Below are 19,465 nucleotides of genomic sequence, written 5' to 3'. Positions count from 1 at the left end.
CGGCTCTGGCACCGCGTTTCCTGACCTGAGAAGAAGTACCACCAGACCGCCAAACCCTCTCGGCCGCCGATGAGACGCCCCCACACTCAGCGTGTCGCGGCCCGAGAGGTGATCGGCCAGGACCTGGCCGAGTCCGATGCCCCGGAAACACAGGCCCGCCCATAAGCGTGGCTCCGAGACCTCGCGCTCACCACTTGGCTCGCACTGCACGCAGCCCACAGGTCGAACGACGCCGACAGACAGGCAGCATTCGTCGACCGCCATGCCCGGCTGGTTCGAGCCAACCGCCCAGTCCCAGCCCTCCGCCACCGAAACCCTCTGCGCCCTCCTTCTCGGTGCCGAAGTTGGCAACAACGCGACGTCAGCGCTGACGCTGCCCGCAGCATGTCCCGTCCCGTGAGTGCCCAGATCTGCATCCATACGCACAGCCGGAGGCAGGGCCGATCACCATAGACCTCGGCGGGCCGGCTCCGGCCCACTCCCGCGACACCGCAGCGATCCATCAATTCACAGCAGACCAGCCGTGGCGGAGCGGGCCTGGATCCAGAAGGTGACCAGGAAGGCGATGAGCCAGGCCAAGGGGACCGTGCGCATGCTGCGCCTCCAGGCCGCCGAGATGGTCAACGGACGGGGTACCACCCTGTCCGTGGCGGGGGACGCGTACGAGTGGATGGCCGTGTCCCTACTCGACCACGGCCAGATCCCGGACGCGATGGTGCCCACGTTCGAGCCGATCGGCATGCCCGCGTTGACCCTGACCCGCCGGGACTGGGACTTCCTCTTCGACCAGCTACGCTCCACCACCGCGGTACTGGACTACCTGTTCCGGGCGGCCGGAGAGCCGCCCATCGCGCTTGGCGACGAGCCGGTGCGGTACTACGAACTCGCGGCGGCCGACGCCGCCGCACCGCCTGTGGACATCGACACCGAACTCGTCGGACCGGGCGGCCGCCGGTTCTCCACGCCTCTGCTTCCCCAGGTCCCGGCAGGGGCCGGACAGACCAATGCCCATCTGGTCATCCGGCACGTGCTCGAAGACGTAGCCACCGGCATGCTGCGCGACGCGATCTCCGAGAGCGACCGGCTCACAGTGCTTGCCGGCCTCGGCCGCCTCCCGGTCGGCATGCGCGAGGAATGGGGCCAATTGCTCCTCGACATGCTCGACGACGTCGAGCAAGCTCCTGACGGCCACCTCATGTGGCGCTCACGCCGCCAGCTCCACCAAGAGGCGGCCAGTGCCCGGCGGATGCTCTTCGTCTGCGCGACACGGTTCGACAAGTACGTGGAAGCGTCGTTCGGCAGCTACGTCATGCTGCGCCACCACCAGGTCGGCGAACGCACCGGCCGGCCGGAGTCGCTGTGCGGCGTCGGCGTGATGCTCACCCCGAACCACAGCGGAAACCGCCCCTGGGACACCACTCCGGTGAGGGTCCTGGGCCCCAGCCGGTTCACCTCCGAACAGGTCGCCGAGTTCGAGAAGCTGTGGCCACAGAGCGGCATCGCCTGAGATGCCAGCCGCGCGCCGCTGACAGGCGGTGAAGGAGCCATGCGGCGTCACGGCACCGACCACGACCACGCTCTTCCCGAGGTGAGCACACGGTTGGCCAGACTGGCCCACTAGCCTCGATCTTTCTTGATGGTCCGCCGACTCCGTCGGCGGACCGTCTCGTTGCGGGTGGGGAAGGCCGGGCAGGTTGAGGGCCCGAGTGTCGTCTCGGGGTGGCGCCGGGTTCCACTGCTCCGGTATCGGGCTGTCGTCGTAGGGGCGGGGTATCTGCTGGTCAGCCGGGGTTCGGCAGGAGCGCGAGCCGTTCGAGGGCTGCGGTGATCTCGCTGGTCCAGGGCCAGTGCCGGGCGAGGCGGAGGATCCGTCGGCGGCCGGTGGTCACGAGTTGTCCGGCCGCGGTGAACAGCCGGAAGCGCAGGCGGCGGGGTTCCCAGAGTCTGGCCCTGCCGGTCAGGGCGAGCATCGGCATCCAGGCCAGGAGATCGAGGGCGGTCTGCACGATCTCCAGCCAGACCTTGTTCTGGGCTGTGGAGTGCAGGGGCAGGTTGCGCAGGCCGGTGGCCCGGGCGGCGCGGATGCGATCCTCGGCGCGGGCACACAGCCGGTGACGGAGTTCGAGGTCGGCGATCGGCCGGTCGGGGGTGTGGGTCGCGAAGCAGGTGATCCGCATGCCGTCCGCGTCGGTGATCCGCAACTGGGTTCCGGGATGAGGCCGTTCCTTGCGGACGATCAGCCGCATGCCTTTCGGCCGGCCGTCCAGGAGCCCGCCGGTGAGTTCGGCGACCCAGGCAGCGTCACGGACCGAGCCGTCGGTCCCGACGGCCGGGGTCCACGCTTGGGCGGGGGTCTTCAGAACGTGTTCGTGGACCTGCCCGGTGACCGTCATGCCGACCGAGTAGGACAGCCACCGTCCTCGCCGGGCGAGCCAGGACACGAACTCCCGGGTGCCGCCGGCGGAGTCCGTGCGGATCAGCGTCTGCCGCCCTCGCCGGTAGTGCTTCGGCAGCTGGGCGAGGGCCAGCCGGGCGGTGGTGATGTGGTCGGCGGCCGTGTTCGAGCCTGCGTTCCCCGGCCTGAGGAGCGCGGCGACCGGTTCTCCGGTTCCGCCCGGGCCGTGGTCGACGAAGGCGGTGAACGGGTGATGGCCGTAGGTCTTCTTCCAGGTCGCTGCCGCGTCCTCCTTGTCCGAGTGGGCGATCACAAGAACGCCGTCGAGGTCGACGGTGACCTGGCCGTCGGTGTCCGGGGCGTTTCTGCCGGCCAACGACCAGACCCGGTTGCGGACTTCGGCCCGTGCGGACCGGACGGCCTGCAGGGCCTTCTCGCCGGAGGCGGCGAGGGTGTCGATCAGGCGGGAGACGGTCGGGTCGGAGGCGACCGGGCCGAAGACGGCCGGCTCGGCCCGCAGCATCGCGACGTCCGCGGGGCAGTCCCCGCCCAGCGCGACCGCCAGGGCGACATCCAGGAGGATCTTGCCGGGATCGTGGACGGCCCGCGGCTTGCGCCATGGAGCCAGAGCCCGGGATATCGCCTGGTCGAGACCGGTCTTGCAGGCCGTTTTGACGAGGAGAACCGACCCGGCCTGGGACACGACCTGGCGGCCATCGTCCTGAACACGGACACGGGGATAGGACCCGATAGAGTTCTTCACCTGGGAAGTGCCTCCGACGATGGCAGGAACAAGGACCTCGGCAATCCCCATTCTTGCTCGTCAGAGCAATTTTCTGCTTTCCTGACCGCCTCTCAGCAAGCCAGGTCAGGTGTCGCCCAACCCTGCAGCAGTCCCGATCGTCCTGGTGCGCTATCGCACCAGGGCGACGGTTCCACGGGGGACGAGCTGCCCCGGGCCCGCGTCGGCGCGGCACCGGCTACTGCTGTGACCACCGCATGGGTGCGCCGGGCCGGTGGTCGCTTCGCTCACCCTGAGAACGATCCATGGTGGACGGCGCTGCCCCTACCGGCGTAGAGCGAGCGTCGATCGGGTTGCGGCGAGTACGGAGGCCAGGGCGAGAGTGGCGAGGAGCAGGCTCATCTGTCCCCAGGGAATGCTGAGCTGGAAGTCGGGGATTCGGGTGGCCAGAGCCACGGTCGGGACGATGGCGATGAAGAGCCCGAGGAGAGTGGCGGTTCCCAGAAGCAGGGCGTACTGCCAGAGGATGATGTGGCGGCCCCAGGACGGCGGGATGCCGAGCGCGATGAGGCTGTCGATGTAGGTCTTCAGTGCTCGGGTCTGGCCGCGGAGCGCGGTGAGGACGGTGGTGAGTGCAAGCAGGGCCAAGGCCGCGGCGGAGACGTAGAGCGCTGTATCCGGGACCGGTGGTTCTGGCTCGACGTAGATGTAGGCGGCGCGCGCGTCGATCGCGTGGTCCTGGAGGATCTGTTGCACGCGCTTGTCCTGGCCGTCGTCGGCGTCGGCGACCATGATCGGGCCCCGCACGGCGATGGGGAGGTCGAGGCGGCGGGCGGTGTCGACGAGAAGGATTCCGTCCGTGCCGGCGCGCCAGCCCGTGCGTGCGAGTCCCAGTGGTTTGGAGGGCAGGGGAGGGGTTTCGGTGAGGATGCGGTCGTCCTCAGCCACCACAAGTCGGGTCGGCTGTCCTTCGGGGGTGGGGCGTTGTCGCGGTCCGCCCAGACGAGGAGGCCGCCGCGGTTGAGCAGCGCGCGCTGGTCGGCGGTAAGGGGGCGGCCGGTCAGGACGGGGACGTCGTCGGGTGAGTCGACGGCTAGGATGCCGCCGTTGTTGCCTTGGCGAGTTGTGCTGGGGACGGGGCCGGTTTCGTCCACGGACTCCTTCGAGAGGCGGTGGAGTTCCACCTGGGGAAGGCCTTCGAGAACTTTGCTCTCCTTGAGCACGGTGAGCGTCCGCTCGGGTGGTGCGAAGGCGCTGCTGGCCCGGTGCGCCAGTAGTACCTGGCCGGGCAGGACCTCCGGTTGCACGGTGTTCTCGCTGCTGCGGATCAGGGTGTCGAGAAGGGCGAGCATGCCCAGGCTGGCGCCGATGATCACAGTGAGGACGGCGAGGGCGGCCTGTGCCCGCCGTCGGTCGGCCTGCAGTTGACGGCGGGCCAGCCTGCGGCGGGCGTCACGTTCCGTGAGCAGACGGGTCGCGAGTCCGAAGAACTCCGGCAACGTCAGCACCACCGCGGCCGTGATCAGGGCGGTCAGGAACATGCCCTCGGACGGGGTGTCGAGGCGTGTCGCCGTGTAGACCATGCAGACGCACCAGACACCCAGCGCGGCCAGCTGGCGGACATCGCGGACAACCGTGGCAGCGCTCTTCTTGCGGAGATTCTTCGCCTGCGGCTGGTGTGCAGGTGACGTGGTGGTGGGGTGAGGCTGCTCGCTGCGGGTCCGGCGGGCCAGGAGCAGTCCCGCGCCGGTCAGCACTCCGGTCGCCGCGACCAGAGCGAGGAGCTGCGTAGCAGCGTCTGTGATTCCTTCGACATCTCCCACCGGCCGGTCTTGCAGGTACGCCAGGAGAGGTCGTAGGGCCCAGCCGGTGGCGACTCCGGTAGCGGCACCGGCGGTAGCTGCCGCCAGGCACCATGCCACGCAGGCGAAGCTCACGGCCGCTACCGTGGTGGCGGGTCGCAGGCCCAAGGAGACCATGGTCTCCGTGGTGCGCCGCAGGCGTCGGTCGACGAGCCCGAACATCAGCAGCACGGCGCCCATGGGGACCAGAACGGCGGGGATGGCGTATCCGGCGGGGGACTTCTCGATCCAGTAATCGGCTGCTTTGGTCTCCATCTGTGCCCGAAGGGTCGGCGGGCCGGGCAGAAATTCCGGTCCGCCCTTGGCCTCCTGTGAGCTGGAGCCATCGCTGTACGACGTGAGCGTCTTCGTCACCGCATCCATGACGGCTTGTTCTGGACCCCCGGTCCACAGCAGGTACGGCTGTGCGGCCAGGGAGGGGTAGCCCTCAGCGACTTTCGGGTCCAGACCGCTCCACGTGCCTGGCGCGGCGAGCAGGGCCGAGGTTTTCGCGTAGTGGTTGTCCGCAACGCCCACCACGCGCAGCCGAACGTCACCGAGCACGGTGAGCGTCTGACCGGCCGCGGCTCTGAGGTCCCCTGGGTCGGTCACAACGATCTCGCCCGGCTGTTGCGGCCAGCGCCCGGCCGTCAACTCGTACACATCTGGGTATGGGTTGGGCTTCCACTGTCCCTCCAGCAGGGTCACGTTCCGTGCCGGAGTGACGGCGAGCTGCACGTCGAGCGCGGTGAGGAAGGCTGCGGACTCGTGCGCGCCGGCCTGCTGCGCCGCCCCGGCCATGGCCGGGGCCGGCGTCTCACTGCCGGGGGGAAGCGTCATCTCAGCGCTCGCGAGAGCGTCGAAACGGCCCAAGCCGCGATCGGCCTCCTGAGCACCTGAGAGTGACAACGTCGACAACGCGATGAACATGGCCATCGTGAACAGACCCGCCACGAACACCGTTGAAGAGGCACCGACCCATTGGCCCTGGCGCCGGCCCAGCCGCCATGCCAGCCGTGCCGCGAGCCGTGGCTGCGGCAGGACCGAATTGCCCTTGTCGGCCTGCTTCGGCTGCCGCGCCATCAGCGGTGTTCCAGGCGGCCGTCGACAACCTCATAAACCGAGTCGGCGAACTCCCGGCAGCGGGTGTCATGGGAGCAGACCACTGCCAGCACCCCCTCGTCGCACAACTTCCGCAGCAGTGTGAACATCTCCCTCGTAGCGGCCGAATCCAGCGCTCCTGTCGGCTCGTCCGCCAGGAGCACGGCGCGGTCACCGGCCAGCGCGCGGGCAATACCCACCCGCTGCCGCTGGCCGCCGGACAGCTGACCTGGAAATCGGTCCTCCAGCCCGGCCAGGCCCACGCGGGCCAATTGGGCGACAGCCTCTGCACGGGCAGCAGAGGACGAATCCCCGCGCGCCTCCAGCGGCAACGCAACGTTCTCAGCGGCGGTGAACTCCTCCACCAACTGGTGGTGCTGGAAGACCACTCCGACGGCGTCCAACCGCAGCCGCGCGCGCTGGGCCTCATCCGCCGCACTGACGTCGACACCGGCGACCTGGATGTCACCGGTATCGGCGACATCCAGGCCGGCCAGCAGGTTCAGCAGGGTCGACTTCCCGGAGCCGCTCGCCCCATATACGCAGACGAACTCGCCCGCGCTGGCGGCGAAGTTCACCTCTCGTGCGGCCCACACCGTCTCCACTGCCGATCGGTAGGCTCTACACAAGTCGCGCGTTTGGATCAGCGGTGCTCCGGTCATGTCGTCAGCCCTTCTGCTCTCTGAGCGGTTTAGCAGCCGTACCTGGTTCGCCACGAGCTGACCTCGTCGCTGTTCAGCGGCGAGACGTTGTTGTCATTGGCTTCCGGAGCCATGCCCTGCCTGTCGCCAGTGCCGTTAAAGGCGCCGTACATGCAGCCCGAGTGGGTGCCCGACTCGTTGGACCACGAGTCCATCGCGTTGTCCCTGCCGCCGCTCAGATTGACGAGCGTGCCGCTGCAGTGAGCCCGCTCGCCGATCATCCACTGGTAGTCGCTGTTGCCCCACATGCACATGTTGTCGTTGTTGCAGTCGCTTATCGCCGCGTTGGCCATGGGCGTGACCATCAGGGCGGAGCCGACGAGCATGACGGAAGCGATAGCCTTCTTGATTTTCACGTGCTCTCCTTCTCGTGATTCCCGACATTGCACGTACACAGGCACCTCGGGATCACGCCGTCAGGCAAGCCGCGTTACGCAGCACGAACGCCTCGTCCGTACCGGCAGAAACTTCCCCCCCAGATGTTTGCAAGATCGGATGGAATCACGTTGCGGAGCATTTCAACAACGCCCAGTTTCAGACAGCACGACACAAAGGGACCGTAGCAACTAACCGACCCTGCAAGACTTCACCCCGTGGCCGCTCTTCGCCTGACCCTCGGAGCGGACCACCGGACGACCTGCCAGTAAACGCCGACGTGCGAAATGCCCCGGTTCACGCTTACGCAACACCAGCGAATTCAGGCCAATTCGGTGCGCGGTGTCGCATTATCGCCGACGGACTTCGCACGGCCTTTCAATTGCGCAAGCGAGGGATCGAATATCCGCCCCTTGGACGCTCAACGGTCGGCGTCCAGGCGGAGGCCGGAACCTTCAGCACGTGGCTGTGGGCCTGCTCGGTGGCGGTCATGCCGGCGGTGTAGGACAGCCACCTCCTGCGCTGTGTGAGTCCGGCGAGGAAGGTGTGGGTGCCGCCGGCGGAGGCGCCCGCGCCGGTACTCCTTCGGCAACTGCGCCAGGGCCAGCCGAGTGGCGGTGACGTGGGTGGTGGCCGTAGGTCCGCTTCCACGTGGGTGCGGCGTCCTCCTTCTCGGAGTGCGCGATCACCGGCACCCCGTCGAGACCCACGGCCTTCTCGCCGCAGGCGGCGAGGGTGTCTATGAAACGGGAGACCGTCGGGTCCGAGGCGGCCCGAACACAGCCGGCTCGGCCCGCAGCATGCCGACATCCGCGAGGCAGTCCCCGCCCAAGGCCACAGCCAGGGCGACGTCCAGGAGGACCTTGCCCGGGTCATGGACGGCCCGCGGCTTGCGCCACGGCATCAGCGCTGCGGATATCGCGGTGTCCAGGCGGGCCTTGCGGACGGTCTCGACCAGCAGCACGCTCCCGGCCTGGGAGACCACCGCCCGGCCGCCGCCCTCGATGCGGACCCGCGGGCAGGACCCGATAATCTTTTTCACCTGGAGAGTGCTTCTTCCGTGCAGCTGACAGGACCCTAGACAAGTCCCATCGTTACAGGTCAGGAGCATCTCCGCTTATTCGATCAAGCCTCGGACAGCGTCCCCATGAAAGCGCGAGGCTAGGTGTATTGCCCTGAGAGGTTGGAGACGCGGCTGGCGGGTGGTTGGCCTGCGAGCGCGGTGTGTCCGCGGTGGTGATCGTAGGTGTGGAGCCATTGTGGAAAGGCGTCGCGTCGTTCCTGGTCGCTGCTGTAGGGGCGGGCGTAGGCCCATTCGTCGAGCAGGGTTCGGTTCAGGCGTTCGACCTTGCCGTTGGTCTGTTCAGCAGTCCCCCTGTGTCCACACTCCGGGGGCCACCTCAGATTGGCTCTTCACGCTTGCTCGTAACAGCCCCAGGTCCGTACCTGCCACCGAACGCAGTCACCGACTGGTGGGTGGCAGGTCGCGTCGGTGGGCACGATGGGATGTGGCCAGTCGGCCGGGACGGCGGGGGGAAACGTGGCATCGGTGCGGTTACATCCAAAACTGCTTGGCGTGCTGTGCGGAGCCGCCGCTCTCCTGGTTCTTGCTGTGGTCGTCTGGCTCCCTCGCCTGATCTATCCGCCACTTACGTCGCACGAGCTGGATCAGGTGGCCAGTCGAGAGAAGCGGGTGGAACTGCGACAAGCGCAGTCCAAGGTCCAGAACGACTTCCGCAGCCAACTACTGCAAGCCCTGGGCGGCTTGGTGGTCGTGGCTGGTGCAGCGGCTGGCTGGCAGCAACTCCGCCTCGCCCGGGAGGGCCAGATAACGGAACGCTTCACGCGGGCAATCGATCACCTGGGTAGTGACACGCTTGACGTTCGGCTAAGGCCTGTCCCGTAACTGCTGGTCACGGGTGAGATGATCTTGGTGTGGCTGGTGTGATCACGGCGTCGGAGCCGTCTTGGATAGCCCCGTTCACCGGGCTGAGCCCGCGCTGTTTCGGGAAGCTGGTGACCGTGCTGCGACGCGAGGGTGCGGATGCGGTCCGCAAGGGCCGGCCGTGGAGCCTTCCGCTGGAGGACCGGGCCCTGCTGGTCGCGGCGTACTGGCGCACCAACCTGACCATGCGCCAGCTCGCCCCGCTGTTCGGGGTCTCCAAGTCGGCGGCCGACCGCATCATCGACCACCTCGGGCCGATGCTCGCGCTCCAGCCCCGCAAGCGGTTCGCCAAGGACACCGTGCTGATCGTGGACGGCACCCTGGTCCCGACCCGGGACCACGCCATCGCCGCGCAGTCGAAGAACTACCGGTACTCCACCAACCATCAGGTCGTCATCGACGCCGACACCCGCCTGGTCGTCGCGGTGGGAAGACCGCTTGCCGGAAACCGCAACGACTGCAAAGCCTGGGAGGAATCCGGCGCCAAGGCAGCCGTCGGCAAGACCCTCACGATCGCCGACGGTGGCTACCCCGGCACCGGACTCGTCATGCCACACCGCCGGCGCAAAGGCGAAGAACTACCGGAGTGGAAGCAGGCGCACAACAAGTCCCACAAGCAGGTCCGCGCCCGCGTCGAGCACGTCTTCGCCCGCATGAAGACCTGGAAGATCCTCCGCGACTGCCGCCTCAAAGGCGACGGAGTCCACCACGCCATGCTCGGCATCGCCCGCCTGCACAACCTCGCTCTCGCCGGGTAGGCCAACGGACCGCACAGCGACCAGCCCTACCCAAGACGACTCGAAGATCATTTACGGGACAACCCTTAGGAGGCATCTACGCCTTGGAGCGTGTGGCCAAGAACTCCCCGGCCGACCGGCCGACCGTCACCTACATCCTGGGGGCGTTCATCCGGGAACACGCTCCTTGGCACGTGGGTGCCCCGAACGGGCCGGAGCATCCCACACCCACCCTGGACGATCAGCTGCCCTGGTTGACCAGTCGCGCTTCCGACGTACAGACCGCCCTGCAGGTGCTGGGACGACGGCCGGCTAGCTCTGACGAGCAGGCGCTGTACCTGTCACGAGTAGATCTCCGCCGGGCGCATCTGCCCAGAGCGCGGCTGGCGGACGCCAATCTGCGATACACCAACTTCACTCGGGCCTGGATGGTGAACGTCAATCTGGAACGTAGCCAGCTAGTGAACGCCGACTTGCGGCACGCCCGTCTTGAGCGAGCCCGGATGGCGGATGCCGACCTGCGCGGAGCTCACCTGCAAGGCGCCGACTTACGGGAGGCGGTACTGCGAGGGGCTGACTTACGGGGAGCCAACCTGTCGGACGCTCGCCTAGACGAGGCTGACCTGGAGGGTGTCCGCACCGACGGCGCGACGGTCTGGCCTGATGGCCATTGCCCCGCGTAAAGCCTCGGACTGGCCGCAGCGGCCTCCGGCATGACCCGCGAGGCCGCGTCGAGCACCATCTCCGCCAGGCGACTTCTCCCGCGGAAGGCGGATCTGACAAACGAGTGTGTAACTCGAGTAGTTGGGTTACTGGCGGGCTGCCGACAGACGGTCGTCGAAGGTGACGTCGAAGACGTTCAATAGGGTCTTCCAGCCCATGGTCCAGCGGGCCTACCCCTTGTCGGTGGGGTCGGGCGAGTACGGGTTGATGTTGGTGTCGGGTCTTCCGCTGTTTGCTCAGAACAGCGCCAGGCCCTCACCGTCGGTGTCCGCGATGACTGGCCGGGACTGGGTGGGGAGGCCGTCCAGGCGGTCGGGGCCTGCCGCGGCGGCCACTGCGGGGGCGGTCTCGGCCAGCCAGGTGCCAAACCGCTCGGCGGCTTCACGGTAGGGGACTTGCGCCAGGACACGGTGCTCGCCGGAGGGACAGAAGTCGACGGCGACTGTGAGCAGGCAGGAGCGGGGCGCGTTCTGGCTTCCCGTCCAGGACACGCGCAGCACACCGCAGGGTTTGCGCCCGCGGGAGCCGCGAGGGTCGCGGTGGGTGGGGCGCAGTGGCCGGCAGGCTATGTGGGCGGTCCATGCGGCGAGGTGTGGCAGTGGCAGGGTGGTGCGGGTGCGGCAGCCGGGGCAGCGGTGCCAGTGGCGGAGCCAGTCGGCGGTGTGGGTGTTGAAAAGGCGTGTGTAGTGGTTGGCCACGCGGATGTCGTTGCTGTACAGGTGGTCGGGTCGTTCTTGTGTGTTGCAGGAGTGGCAGAGGGGGGCACGGACGTAGCCGTGTTCGTGGCAGTGGTCGAGTACGGCGGCCGGTGCGGTGCGGCAGACGGCGCAAACCCACCCAGCCACCTTGCGGGAGATCCCGGGTTTCCTGCTGAGTACTGAGTACAGCTGGCCTTTCAGTTCCCCGTTGTACAGACGCAGGGGGGCGGTGGGGCCGTCGGGACTCGCATGTCGGCTGTCGGTGGCCCGGAGCTGCCAGAGGCGGGAGGGCAGCTCGGGGGCGGCTGCGCTTGCCTGGCCGGCCCGGGCGGTTTGCAGCCACTGCGTTTCGGTGTGCTCGGCCACATCCAGCAGCCTGACCACGGCGCGTGGCAGCCACCACGTCCGCTCCGTGCGGTCGCGGCTCTGCTCCACGAGCAGCCGCCGCCAGTCGACCCCCGCCACATGGTGCAGCCGGCCGCTCCCACGTCGTGCCGCCCGCTCAAGGCCGCCCGGCTCCTGCAGTTCCCGGACGATGCGCCGGCGCCATCGCAACGGCGTGTTCTCGCCGTACTCCTCCTGCGGCACGTCACGGAATGGACCGATGCGGACCAGGTCCTGGCCATCCATCTCGACCGCGTTCAGTTCCGCTGCCGCCCGGCGCACCTCGGTCTCCGAAACACTCCACTGGCCGCCGCTTTCCCTCACCGTCGCCACCACACGACCGCCGAGCAAGACGTACTCCACCCGGCCAGTGGCCGAAAGACAGGAGAACGGCCCAGAAGCCGTCGGCACAGCGCTGTCGGCCGTCAAGTCGGCCCACAGAGCATCCGCGGCACCCAGAGTGATCAGGCCGCCCGCACGACCCGGGATGACACGCTCAGACATGCCGACAGGCTAACGGCCAGCACCGACATACTGATAGCCGGTGATCCACCCACTGCTGGAGCAGAAGGGACTGCTGCAGTCCCGCCGCCTTCCCGTCCAGAGGCCGTCCACAGCCTGTTTGGGGCGTCAACGTGTTGGGGCCCGAAGGCCCCGAGGGACGCTTCCCTCATCGACGAGCAGTCGGCGGGCAAGGGCCCGGACGGTGGGTGGCGGTCCTCGGGCCAGCGCCGCAAGAGCGTGCTGGCGGTGCTCCACGACGAACCGGCCAGCCGACCATGCCTGCCATCCAGGGAACGGCGAACCCCGGCGCGGGACAAACGCGCCGGGGTTCAACGACAGGCTCAGTACCGCGTGGGGAACAGTTGAAGCTTGGCCTTGTTGCCGGAGACCGACTTCACCCAGATCTTCAGGTTGTTGAACTTGACGGTACCGCCCGGGCTGGTGCTGCCGCCGAGGCGCCCGTCGGCGGCCGACATCTTCACGGATCGGGAGCTGATGCTCGTGATTTTCAATTTACCGAACCCGAACTTGCGGCTGTCGACCTTGATGGTCTTGGGCGCCGACACGGTGGTCTTGCACCGCCCGTCATAACAGGGCCCGTTGGCGGCAGACGCCACCGGCGTCATCGCGCCGAACCCGAGTGTGCCCGCCATGGTCAGCGCCACGGTAGTCGTTGCGGCCCGTCGGCGCTTACCGGCGGTGGTCGCCGGGGTGGCGGCTGTCAGTCGGTGGATACGGTTCACGTCATCGCCCTTCGGTCGGTCGGAAACGGTACGGCGGGGAGTTCCTGCGCCGTCGGAGCCCAGGCGCCCTGTGTGCTCGGATCCGAGCTGGCCGGCCGCGCCCCGCTGCACCGATTCCAGCACCTGCCTGGTTGTTCAGTAACCTGCTCCATCCCCCTGAACAACTCGCGGCTGCGCCGGAGACGGGGTGGTGCTGGCAAGCGCCCGGCAGACGCCCAGGACGGTAGAGGACGTCACACGGTTCCGCCCCGTCCTGTCTCGCGCGGTTCTGCGCTCAGCCTTTGCTGCGACAGGTCACGAGGAACACGGCGAGGGCGCCGACGGCTTCGGTGGTGGCGAGCCGGACCGCGAACGCCGACTGGTCGACGTCGGTGACCGGGCGCACCGGGCCGCAGGCGCGCTGCTGCGCCACACCCGTTGCGGACCCCGTTCCCTGGGCGATCCTGGGGCCGGTGCACGAAGCGGTGGCGAACGTCCGGAACCGCGGGCTTTACTGACGGCCCGTTGAGCTAACTCCCGACGTCAGGGGATCAGTACACAGTGGTTCTCGATGACCCTGCCGCTGCGGTCCAGCCCTCCGCGGACCGCCAACCGCGGGTACGCCCTGATCTCCCGATTGGCGACGAACCGCCACCGCGACGCACCGGCCTTGCTCGCCCGGTAGTCCCCCACGAAGGCGCGCAGCGCCCCCGGGAGGCCGTCCCGGGTCGTGACCGTGATGTCCTGGACATAGTCGCACCCCTGATAGGTGGTGGCCACGCAGATGCAGGTACCGCACGTGGACTTGACCCCGGCGCTCGCCGGTGGCGCGGTCGCCGGCCCCAGAGCACTGGCCGCGGCGAGAGCGGCCGTGACCGCCACCCGTCGCCCTGTCGTGGTCACCGGCCGGATCGTCTCCTGGCGCGCGTACTTCACATGGCCCCCCTCGAGCGGCTGCGTCGGCTGACTGCACAGCGTTCACCACTGTCTGGGGCCGAGGGGGCGACCGCGCAGTTCCTCGCCGCGCAGTACGTGGAGGGGGCGGTCTTGCGGTCACGGTCGGTGAGGTCGACACCGCCGAAGCGGCCCTTGGGCTCGCCGATGAACGCTACGAGCGTGTGTGGCCGATCGCGCTCGGCCGCAAAGAAAAGAAGGGGGACATCGCGTGGTCGGAGACAAGGCGCGAGGCACGGGTGAACGCGGATGAGGAACGGCGGCTGGGGAAGCATGAAAGCTGGAGTTCGCCGCGCTTGCTGCAGGGCCGCCACACCGTGCTCGTCGGCAGGCCGCCTCCGCGTTCGAGTGCGCCCACCTCGGAGGCCGCCTGGTTCCGCTGAGTGCTCTTTTCAGCCATCGGGTGCTGTTCACTGCTGTGGGCCGGGGGGCCGAACAATCCGTGCCGCGCTGAACTGGGCCCACGGCGCCGACGTCCGGCCCGTGCAGACGGTGTCACAGTTCGGAGAGAGGCCATCGGATGTTCAAGAGCAAGAGAAGGAGCGTCGCCGTGGTAACCGCCGGGCTGGTACTGGCCGTCGGTGGCTGCGGGGCCGGAGCGGACGACAAGTCCGGCCCGTCGGACAAGGGGGCGGTAGAGCCGATGCCGGCACCGCCGCCGTCCAAGAAACTGGTGGAGTGGATCGGTGACATGTGCGAGTCGACGACCGCGCTCAAGAACCTCCGGGTGAAGAGCGCGGCGGTCTTGAAGGAGATCCGGAACCCGGACGAGATCGGCTCGTCCGCCGAACCCCTCGCCGTCGGCTACATCTCCCGGACACCGCTGTCGGTGGAGGATGTGGAGCGCGACCTGAAGGACCTGGGCCCGTCAGGCGTTTCCGCCACCGACCGGCTGCTCGACGCCTGGCTGAAGAAGTTGAAGGATGTCGCGCACGAACTCGGCAAGGTGTCCCCGTCCGCAGCCTTCGACGACGCCGAGGGCAGTGCCGCGGACGTCGACAAGCTCGTGCAGTCCCTCACCCCGCCGAAGCCGGACCTGTCGGCGCTGACGAAGAACGATTCCCAGCTCGCGGCCGCGCACAAGCGCGCGGAGCGGTGTGCCCCGGGCTGGAAGCCCCCCAAGGAGACGGCCTCGCCCGCGCCCGGATCCTCCGGTCCGCTGCCGAAGGCGGCAGACGGCAAGAACACCGGCGCCTGCGTGGACGGCGCGTGCGAGGTCCTGGTGACCTCGCCGGTGAGCATCACGGCGAACGGGCAGACCGTGCACGTCACCGCAGCGAACGAATCCGTCACCTTCCAGACGCCGAGCACCGTAATACAGCTCGGCAGCCCGGGCAGCGTGGCCGAGTTCGGTGACGACCTCGCCGTGATCGTCATCGCGCAGCACGAGGACGGTGCCGTGCTGGAGTTCACCACTCCCTGAGCGCCGTCCCGGCCGGCCGCCCGTCTGTCTGCCTGTCTGTCCGTCGTCAGCGCGCCTCGCACACCTCCCGGTAACCGAGTTGCGGTAGGTGCTCCTCCCATTCGGCGCGGGTGAGGACGCCGCCGGTGCGGTCGCAGACGTAGTCCGCCGCGCGGTCCGCGTCCAGGGTCCACACCCGGGCCGTCAGGTCGTAGCTGCCGGAAGCGAGGGCGTCGCCCTTCGGGCTGAACGCGACGGAGGTAACGGTTTCGAGGTGGCCGGTGAGTTCCCGGCCGACGGGCTCGGCACGGGCCGGGTCGGCCACGTCCCACAGGCGGACCGTGCTGTCGCCGCTGCCGGTCGCCAGCGTCTTCCCGTCCGGGGCGAAGGCCACGGACAGGACCGGCCCGCGGTGCCCGGCCAGTTCCTCTCCCACCGGACGTGCGCGGTCCGTCCGTCGTACGTCCCACAGGCGGACCGTACGGTCACCGCTGCCGGTCGCCAGCGTCTTCCCGTCCGGGGCGAAGGCCACCGCGTTGACCGTCCGGTCGTGCCCGGTGAGGGCACGACCCGCGGGCCGTGCCCGCGCCCCGTCGCCCACGTGCCACAGCCGCGCCGCACCGTCCTCGCTGCCGGTGGCCAGAGTGCGGCCGTCCCGTGCGAAGGCCACGGAGGTGACGGCGTGCCCGTGGCCGCGCAGCGGTTCGCCGAGCGGCCGTACGCGGTCCGGCCGGCGCACATCCCACAGCCGCGCCGTGCCGTCGCGTCCACCAGTGGCCAGCGTGCGGCCGTCCGGGGCGAACGCGACGGCGAGGGTGGCGCCGTCGGGCGCGTCGTGCGGTTCGCCGAGCGGGGTGGGACGTTCGGGCACGGAGACGTCCCACAGCCGTACGGTGCCGTCCTTCGAGCCGCTGGCCACCGTACGGCCGTCCGGGGCGAACGCGACGGCCAGCACATCGTCCTCGTGACCGGTGAGCGTCCGCGGCATCCGGCGCGGGCGGCCCGGCTCGTCCACGTCCCACAGGCGGATCAGCGCGTCGTCGGTACTGGCGGCGGCGAGCAGGCGGCCGTCGGGACTGTAGGCGACGGCGGTCAGGGGGTTGGTGAAGTCGGTGAGGACGGTCGGCGGCCGGTGCCAGAGGCGGACGCTGCGGTCGGCGCCGGTGCTGGCGAGGGCCCGGCCGTCACGGCTGAAGGCCACCCCCCACACAGCCTCCGTGTGGCCGGTCAGCGGCTCCCCGAGCTGCTGCGGGTATGCGGGATTGGCCACGTTCCACAGGATCGGGGAGTCGTCCTGGCCCGCGGTCGCCAGGGTACGGCCGTCGGGGCTGAAGGCCACCGACATGACGGGCGCGGTGTGCTCGGTGAGCGGTTCGCCCAGCGGCTGGAGGCGGCTCGGGTCGGACGCGTCCCACAGCCGTACGGTCTCGTCGAAGCCGGCCGTGGCCAGCGTCCGGCCGTCCGGGGAGAAGGCCAGCGTCCAGGCGGAGGCGGTGTGTGCGCGCAGCGGCTTGCCGAGTGGCGCGATCCCGTCGTCCTCGCTGAACCGCCACATCCGTACGGTCCCGTCGAAGCCGGCCGTGGCCAGAGTGTCCCCGCCCGGGGCGAACGCGACGGCACGGACGCTGCCTGTCTCGGAGCCGTCGGCCTCGGCGGGCTCGCCGAGCGGCGCGGGGTGTGCCGGATCGCTCAGGTCCCACAGCCGTACGGTCCCGTCGTCTCCGGCGGTGGCCAGCGTCCGGTCGTCGGGGGCGAACGCGACGGAGACGACGTTCTTCTCGTCGTGGCTCACCAGCGGCCGGCCGACGGCGCGGGGCCGCGCCCGGTCGCGTACGTCCCACAGCTGGATGGCGCCGCCTTTCCCGGCGGCCACCAGCAGGTCGCCGTCCGTCGGCGCGAAGGCGACCACGTCAACCAGTCCCGTACGGAAGCGCAGCGGTTCGCCCAGCGGCCTCCCCATGTCCTCGGGCCCGTCCGCCGGCCCCGGTCGCGCGACGGTGTCCCACAGCCGGACCGTGCCGTCGTGGCTGCCGCTGGCGAGGGTGCGGCCGTCGGGCGCGTACACCACTGATCTGCCCAGGCCGCGGTGCCCTGACAACCGGGTGCCCAGCGCCCGGCCCGCGTCCGAGGTCAACCGGGTCCGCAGATCCGGTGTGGAGCGCATGCGGTGCGCGGCGACGTCGAGCCGGGCAGCCAGCCCCGCGTGGGTGTCGCGGACACCATCGGCCTCGGCAATGAGACGGCCGAAGACGGCGTCGTCCCGTTCGGCCTGCGCGGTGGCGCGTGCCTGGAGGGCTACGACGGCGGTGCCGGTGGCGAGCAGCCCGAGCACGGCGAGGACGGCCACGACCGTACGGCGCAGTCGCGCGGCGCGGCGCCGGCGCCGGAGCGAGGCGGTGAGGAACTGACGCTCCAGCGAGGTGAGTGCGTCGCTTGGGTGGCCCTCGGAATCTTTCTGTGCGATGCCGGGCCACTGGGCGGCGCCCTGCGGGAAGGCGTCGCGGGCGGCGTCCAGCCGCGAGCCCGCGTAGAGCGCGGCGTTCTCCCGGCCGAGTACCTGCCAGATACGGGCCGCCTCGGAGAGCGAGCGGTGGACCCGCAGCCGGTCGCGTTCGGTATCTATCCATGCGCGCAGGCGAGGCCAGGCGGTGATGAGGGCTTCGTGGGCGAGGTCGACGGTGCCGTTGTCGAAGGTGATGAGGCGGGCGCGGACCAGGCGCTCCAGTACCGCTCGGGTGTCGGCAGGGCTTCCGAAGTCGAGCTCCGCGTGCTCGGTGGGGCGACGCGTGTCGGGTGTGCCTCCCCCGAGCTCCCGACTCTGTTCGAACAGGGGGGACCCCCGTCCGGGGGTGATGAGGCGGAGCAGGATGCGGCGGGCCAGTTCGGCCTGAGGCGCGGTGAGTTCGCCGTACAGCTGCTCGGCCGTACGGACGACGGCGCCCTGCAGCCCGCCGGCCGCCTCGTACCCGGCCTCGGTCAGGACGCGGCCGCTGCGGTGGCGCCAGGTCTCCAGCAGGACGTGCGACATCATCGGCAGTCCGCCCGGAGCTCCCTCGACCTCGTCCAGGAGGCGGTCGGTCAGGGAGCGTTCGACGATCAGGCCGTCCGCGGCGGCCGGGCGGACAATGGCCTCCCGCAGCTCCGCGCGGCTCATCGGCCCGGCGAGCAGCGTGGCGTCCTGCAACGCGGTGGTGAGGCCCGGGTGTTCGGCGCAGCGGCCGAGGAAGTCGGCCCGCACCGCGATGATGACGCGCAGACGACTGCCGGCGTCGGTGGCGGCGACGAGGTGGTCGATGAAAGCGTCCCTGTCGGCCGGGTCGGCGCCGAGGGTGTACAGCTCCTCGAACTGGTCGACGATCAGCCAGGTGTCGGCGTCGGTGCCGGGTACGGGTATGAGCCGGTCGGCATACGTGCGCAGCGGGTCCGCGCCGGGCGTGAAAATCCGTACGGCCGCGGGAGCGGCGTCACGGCCCCCACCTCCCCCGCCGCCGCACGGAGCACGCAGCCGGGGAATCAGACCGGCGCGCAACAGCGAGGACTTGCCGCTGCCGGAGGGGCCGAAGACGGCGGTGAAGCGGTGCTTGCGGTTCAGCTCGGTCAGCCGCTCCACGAGCCGGTCGCGGCCGAAGAACAGTTCGGCGTCGCCCGGTTCGAACCGGGTCAGGCCGCGGTACGGCGGCCGGGAGGTCCCGGCGGCGACAACCTCGGCGGTCAGCTCGGCCGACGCCTCGTGCCAACGCCGCTCCCACGCGATCACGTCACCACCGCACGCCTTCACGTAGGCGAGCGCCACCGCGCGGGTGGGCAGCTGCTTCCCGGCCGCCGCCTGCGACAAGGTGGTCACCCCGTATCGCGTCCGCTGAGCCATCGCCCGGTACGTAGGCTTCCCCGCAGACTCGCGCAGCGCGCGCAGCGCGGCGGCGAACCGCGGCGCCGGTCCGGCGTCCGGGTCCAGCTCACCTTCGGTGCGCCCCGGTCCTGGTTGTCCCGACACGTGTCCGCCCCTCGTCACCCCAACCGCCACCAGGCCATCACCCAGCGCGCCCGTCCGATCGCCCAAGGTAGGCAGTGGCGGGGGTGGCCGCAACCGGACTTCCGGCGTGTGGGCAGGCGTGGTAGGGGCGTTCACTCGATCTGCACGATTCCTCCCGACCGGTTCGTTCGGTTCGCGCCTCCGAGTTGTTCAGAGCCGGAAGAGGGCCTGCGGAACAACGGCGTACGGCGGTCGAATGACCCGAGGG

General features: G+C 69.6%; 14 protein-coding genes and 2 pseudogenes. 4 read left to right on the top strand and 12 right to left on the bottom strand.

Annotated features, from left to right (window positions below; all coding sequences use genetic code 11):
• Positions 1-523 precede the first annotated feature (523 nt).
• Entirely contained in the window at positions 524-1,507 is a 984-nt protein-coding gene (locus BN1555_RS34085; RefSeq protein ID WP_141662936.1) for a hypothetical protein, read from the top strand.
• A 274-nt stretch (positions 1,508-1,781) separates the two neighbouring features.
• On the opposite strand, the gene BN1555_RS34080 is transcribed toward BN1555_RS34085, so the two are convergent.
• The 7 genes and pseudogenes from BN1555_RS34080 to BN1555_RS34050 all read right to left on the bottom strand — a co-directional run.
• Complete coding sequence (locus BN1555_RS34080) at positions 1,782-3,158, bottom strand: IS1380 family transposase (protein WP_093803855.1); 1,377 nt, start codon at positions 3,156-3,158, stop codon at positions 1,782-1,784.
• A 303-nt stretch (positions 3,159-3,461) separates the two neighbouring features.
• Positions 3,462-3,785, bottom strand: a complete 324-nt coding sequence (locus BN1555_RS34075) for a hypothetical protein (RefSeq protein ID WP_093802996.1) — start codon at positions 3,783-3,785, stop codon at positions 3,462-3,464.
• Entirely contained in the window at positions 3,725-6,061 is a 2,337-nt protein-coding gene (locus BN1555_RS34070) for a hypothetical protein (protein WP_093802995.1), read from the bottom strand. The genes BN1555_RS34075 and BN1555_RS34070 overlap by 61 nt, the downstream gene beginning before the upstream one ends.
• The gene (locus BN1555_RS34065; protein WP_255306324.1) at positions 6,061-6,741 is read right to left on the bottom strand and encodes an ABC transporter ATP-binding protein; all 681 of its coding nucleotides are present in this window, start codon (positions 6,739-6,741) and stop codon (positions 6,061-6,063) included. The genes BN1555_RS34070 and BN1555_RS34065 overlap by 1 nt, the downstream gene beginning before the upstream one ends.
• 29 nt (positions 6,742-6,770) lie before the next feature.
• Positions 6,771-7,136: a peptidase inhibitor family I36 protein gene (locus tag BN1555_RS34060; protein ID WP_093802992.1), complete on the bottom strand. Its 366-nt coding sequence runs from the start codon at positions 7,134-7,136 to the stop codon at positions 6,771-6,773.
• 439 nt (positions 7,137-7,575) lie between these two features.
• Positions 7,576-8,197: pseudogene (locus tag BN1555_RS34055) on the bottom strand (transposase); the annotation flags it as partial.
• A 119-nt stretch (positions 8,198-8,316) separates the two neighbouring features.
• Positions 8,317-8,517: pseudogene (locus BN1555_RS34050) on the bottom strand (integrase core domain-containing protein); the annotation flags it as partial.
• 573 nt (positions 8,518-9,090) lie between these two features.
• Between BN1555_RS34050 and BN1555_RS34045 the strand changes: the two are divergent.
• Entirely contained in the window at positions 9,091-9,858 is a 768-nt protein-coding gene (locus BN1555_RS34045) for a transposase (RefSeq protein ID WP_093796984.1), read from the top strand.
• A 92-nt stretch (positions 9,859-9,950) separates the two neighbouring features.
• A complete protein-coding gene (locus BN1555_RS34040; protein WP_176710235.1) occupies positions 9,951-10,520 on the top strand; it encodes a pentapeptide repeat-containing protein in 570 nt (189 codons plus the stop codon).
• Positions 10,521-10,796: 276 nt separating this feature from the next.
• Here BN1555_RS34040 and BN1555_RS34035 read toward each other — a convergent pair whose 3' ends face one another.
• The 4 genes from BN1555_RS34035 to BN1555_RS34025 all read right to left on the bottom strand — a co-directional run bounded on the left by BN1555_RS34035 (position 10,797) and on the right by BN1555_RS34025 (position 13,771).
• Positions 10,797-12,146, bottom strand: a complete 1,350-nt coding sequence (locus tag BN1555_RS34035) for an endonuclease domain-containing protein (protein ID WP_093802988.1) — start codon at positions 12,144-12,146, stop codon at positions 10,797-10,799.
• Positions 12,147-12,487: 341 nt separating this feature from the next.
• Entirely contained in the window at positions 12,488-13,012 is a 525-nt protein-coding gene (locus BN1555_RS40990; protein WP_255306323.1) for a hypothetical protein, read from the bottom strand.
• 151 nt (positions 13,013-13,163) lie between these two features.
• The gene (locus BN1555_RS39340) at positions 13,164-13,301 is read right to left on the bottom strand and encodes a hypothetical protein (protein ID WP_176710234.1); all 138 of its coding nucleotides are present in this window, start codon (positions 13,299-13,301) and stop codon (positions 13,164-13,166) included.
• A 110-nt stretch (positions 13,302-13,411) separates the two neighbouring features.
• A complete protein-coding gene (locus BN1555_RS34025) occupies positions 13,412-13,771 on the bottom strand; it encodes a hypothetical protein (RefSeq protein WP_093803853.1) in 360 nt (119 codons plus the stop codon).
• 571 nt (positions 13,772-14,342) lie between these two features.
• Between BN1555_RS34025 and BN1555_RS34015 the strand changes: the two genes are divergently transcribed.
• The gene (locus BN1555_RS34015; protein WP_093802986.1) at positions 14,343-15,245 is read left to right on the top strand and encodes a hypothetical protein; all 903 of its coding nucleotides are present in this window, start codon (positions 14,343-14,345) and stop codon (positions 15,243-15,245) included.
• Positions 15,246-15,291: 46 nt separating this feature from the next.
• Here BN1555_RS34015 and BN1555_RS34010 read toward each other — a convergent pair whose 3' ends face one another.
• The gene (locus BN1555_RS34010; protein WP_093802985.1) at positions 15,292-19,218 is read right to left on the bottom strand and encodes an nSTAND1 domain-containing NTPase; all 3,927 of its coding nucleotides are present in this window, start codon (positions 19,216-19,218) and stop codon (positions 15,292-15,294) included.
• Positions 19,219-19,465: the final 247 nt, after the last annotated feature.

The sequence above is a fragment of the Streptomyces sp. Wb2n-11 genome, assembly GCF_001049855.1.
In the GTDB taxonomy this organism is placed as follows: Bacteria; Actinomycetota; Actinomycetes; order Streptomycetales; family Streptomycetaceae; genus Streptomyces; species Streptomyces altiplanensis.
This window is presented reverse-complemented; position numbering and strand designations above follow the sequence as displayed.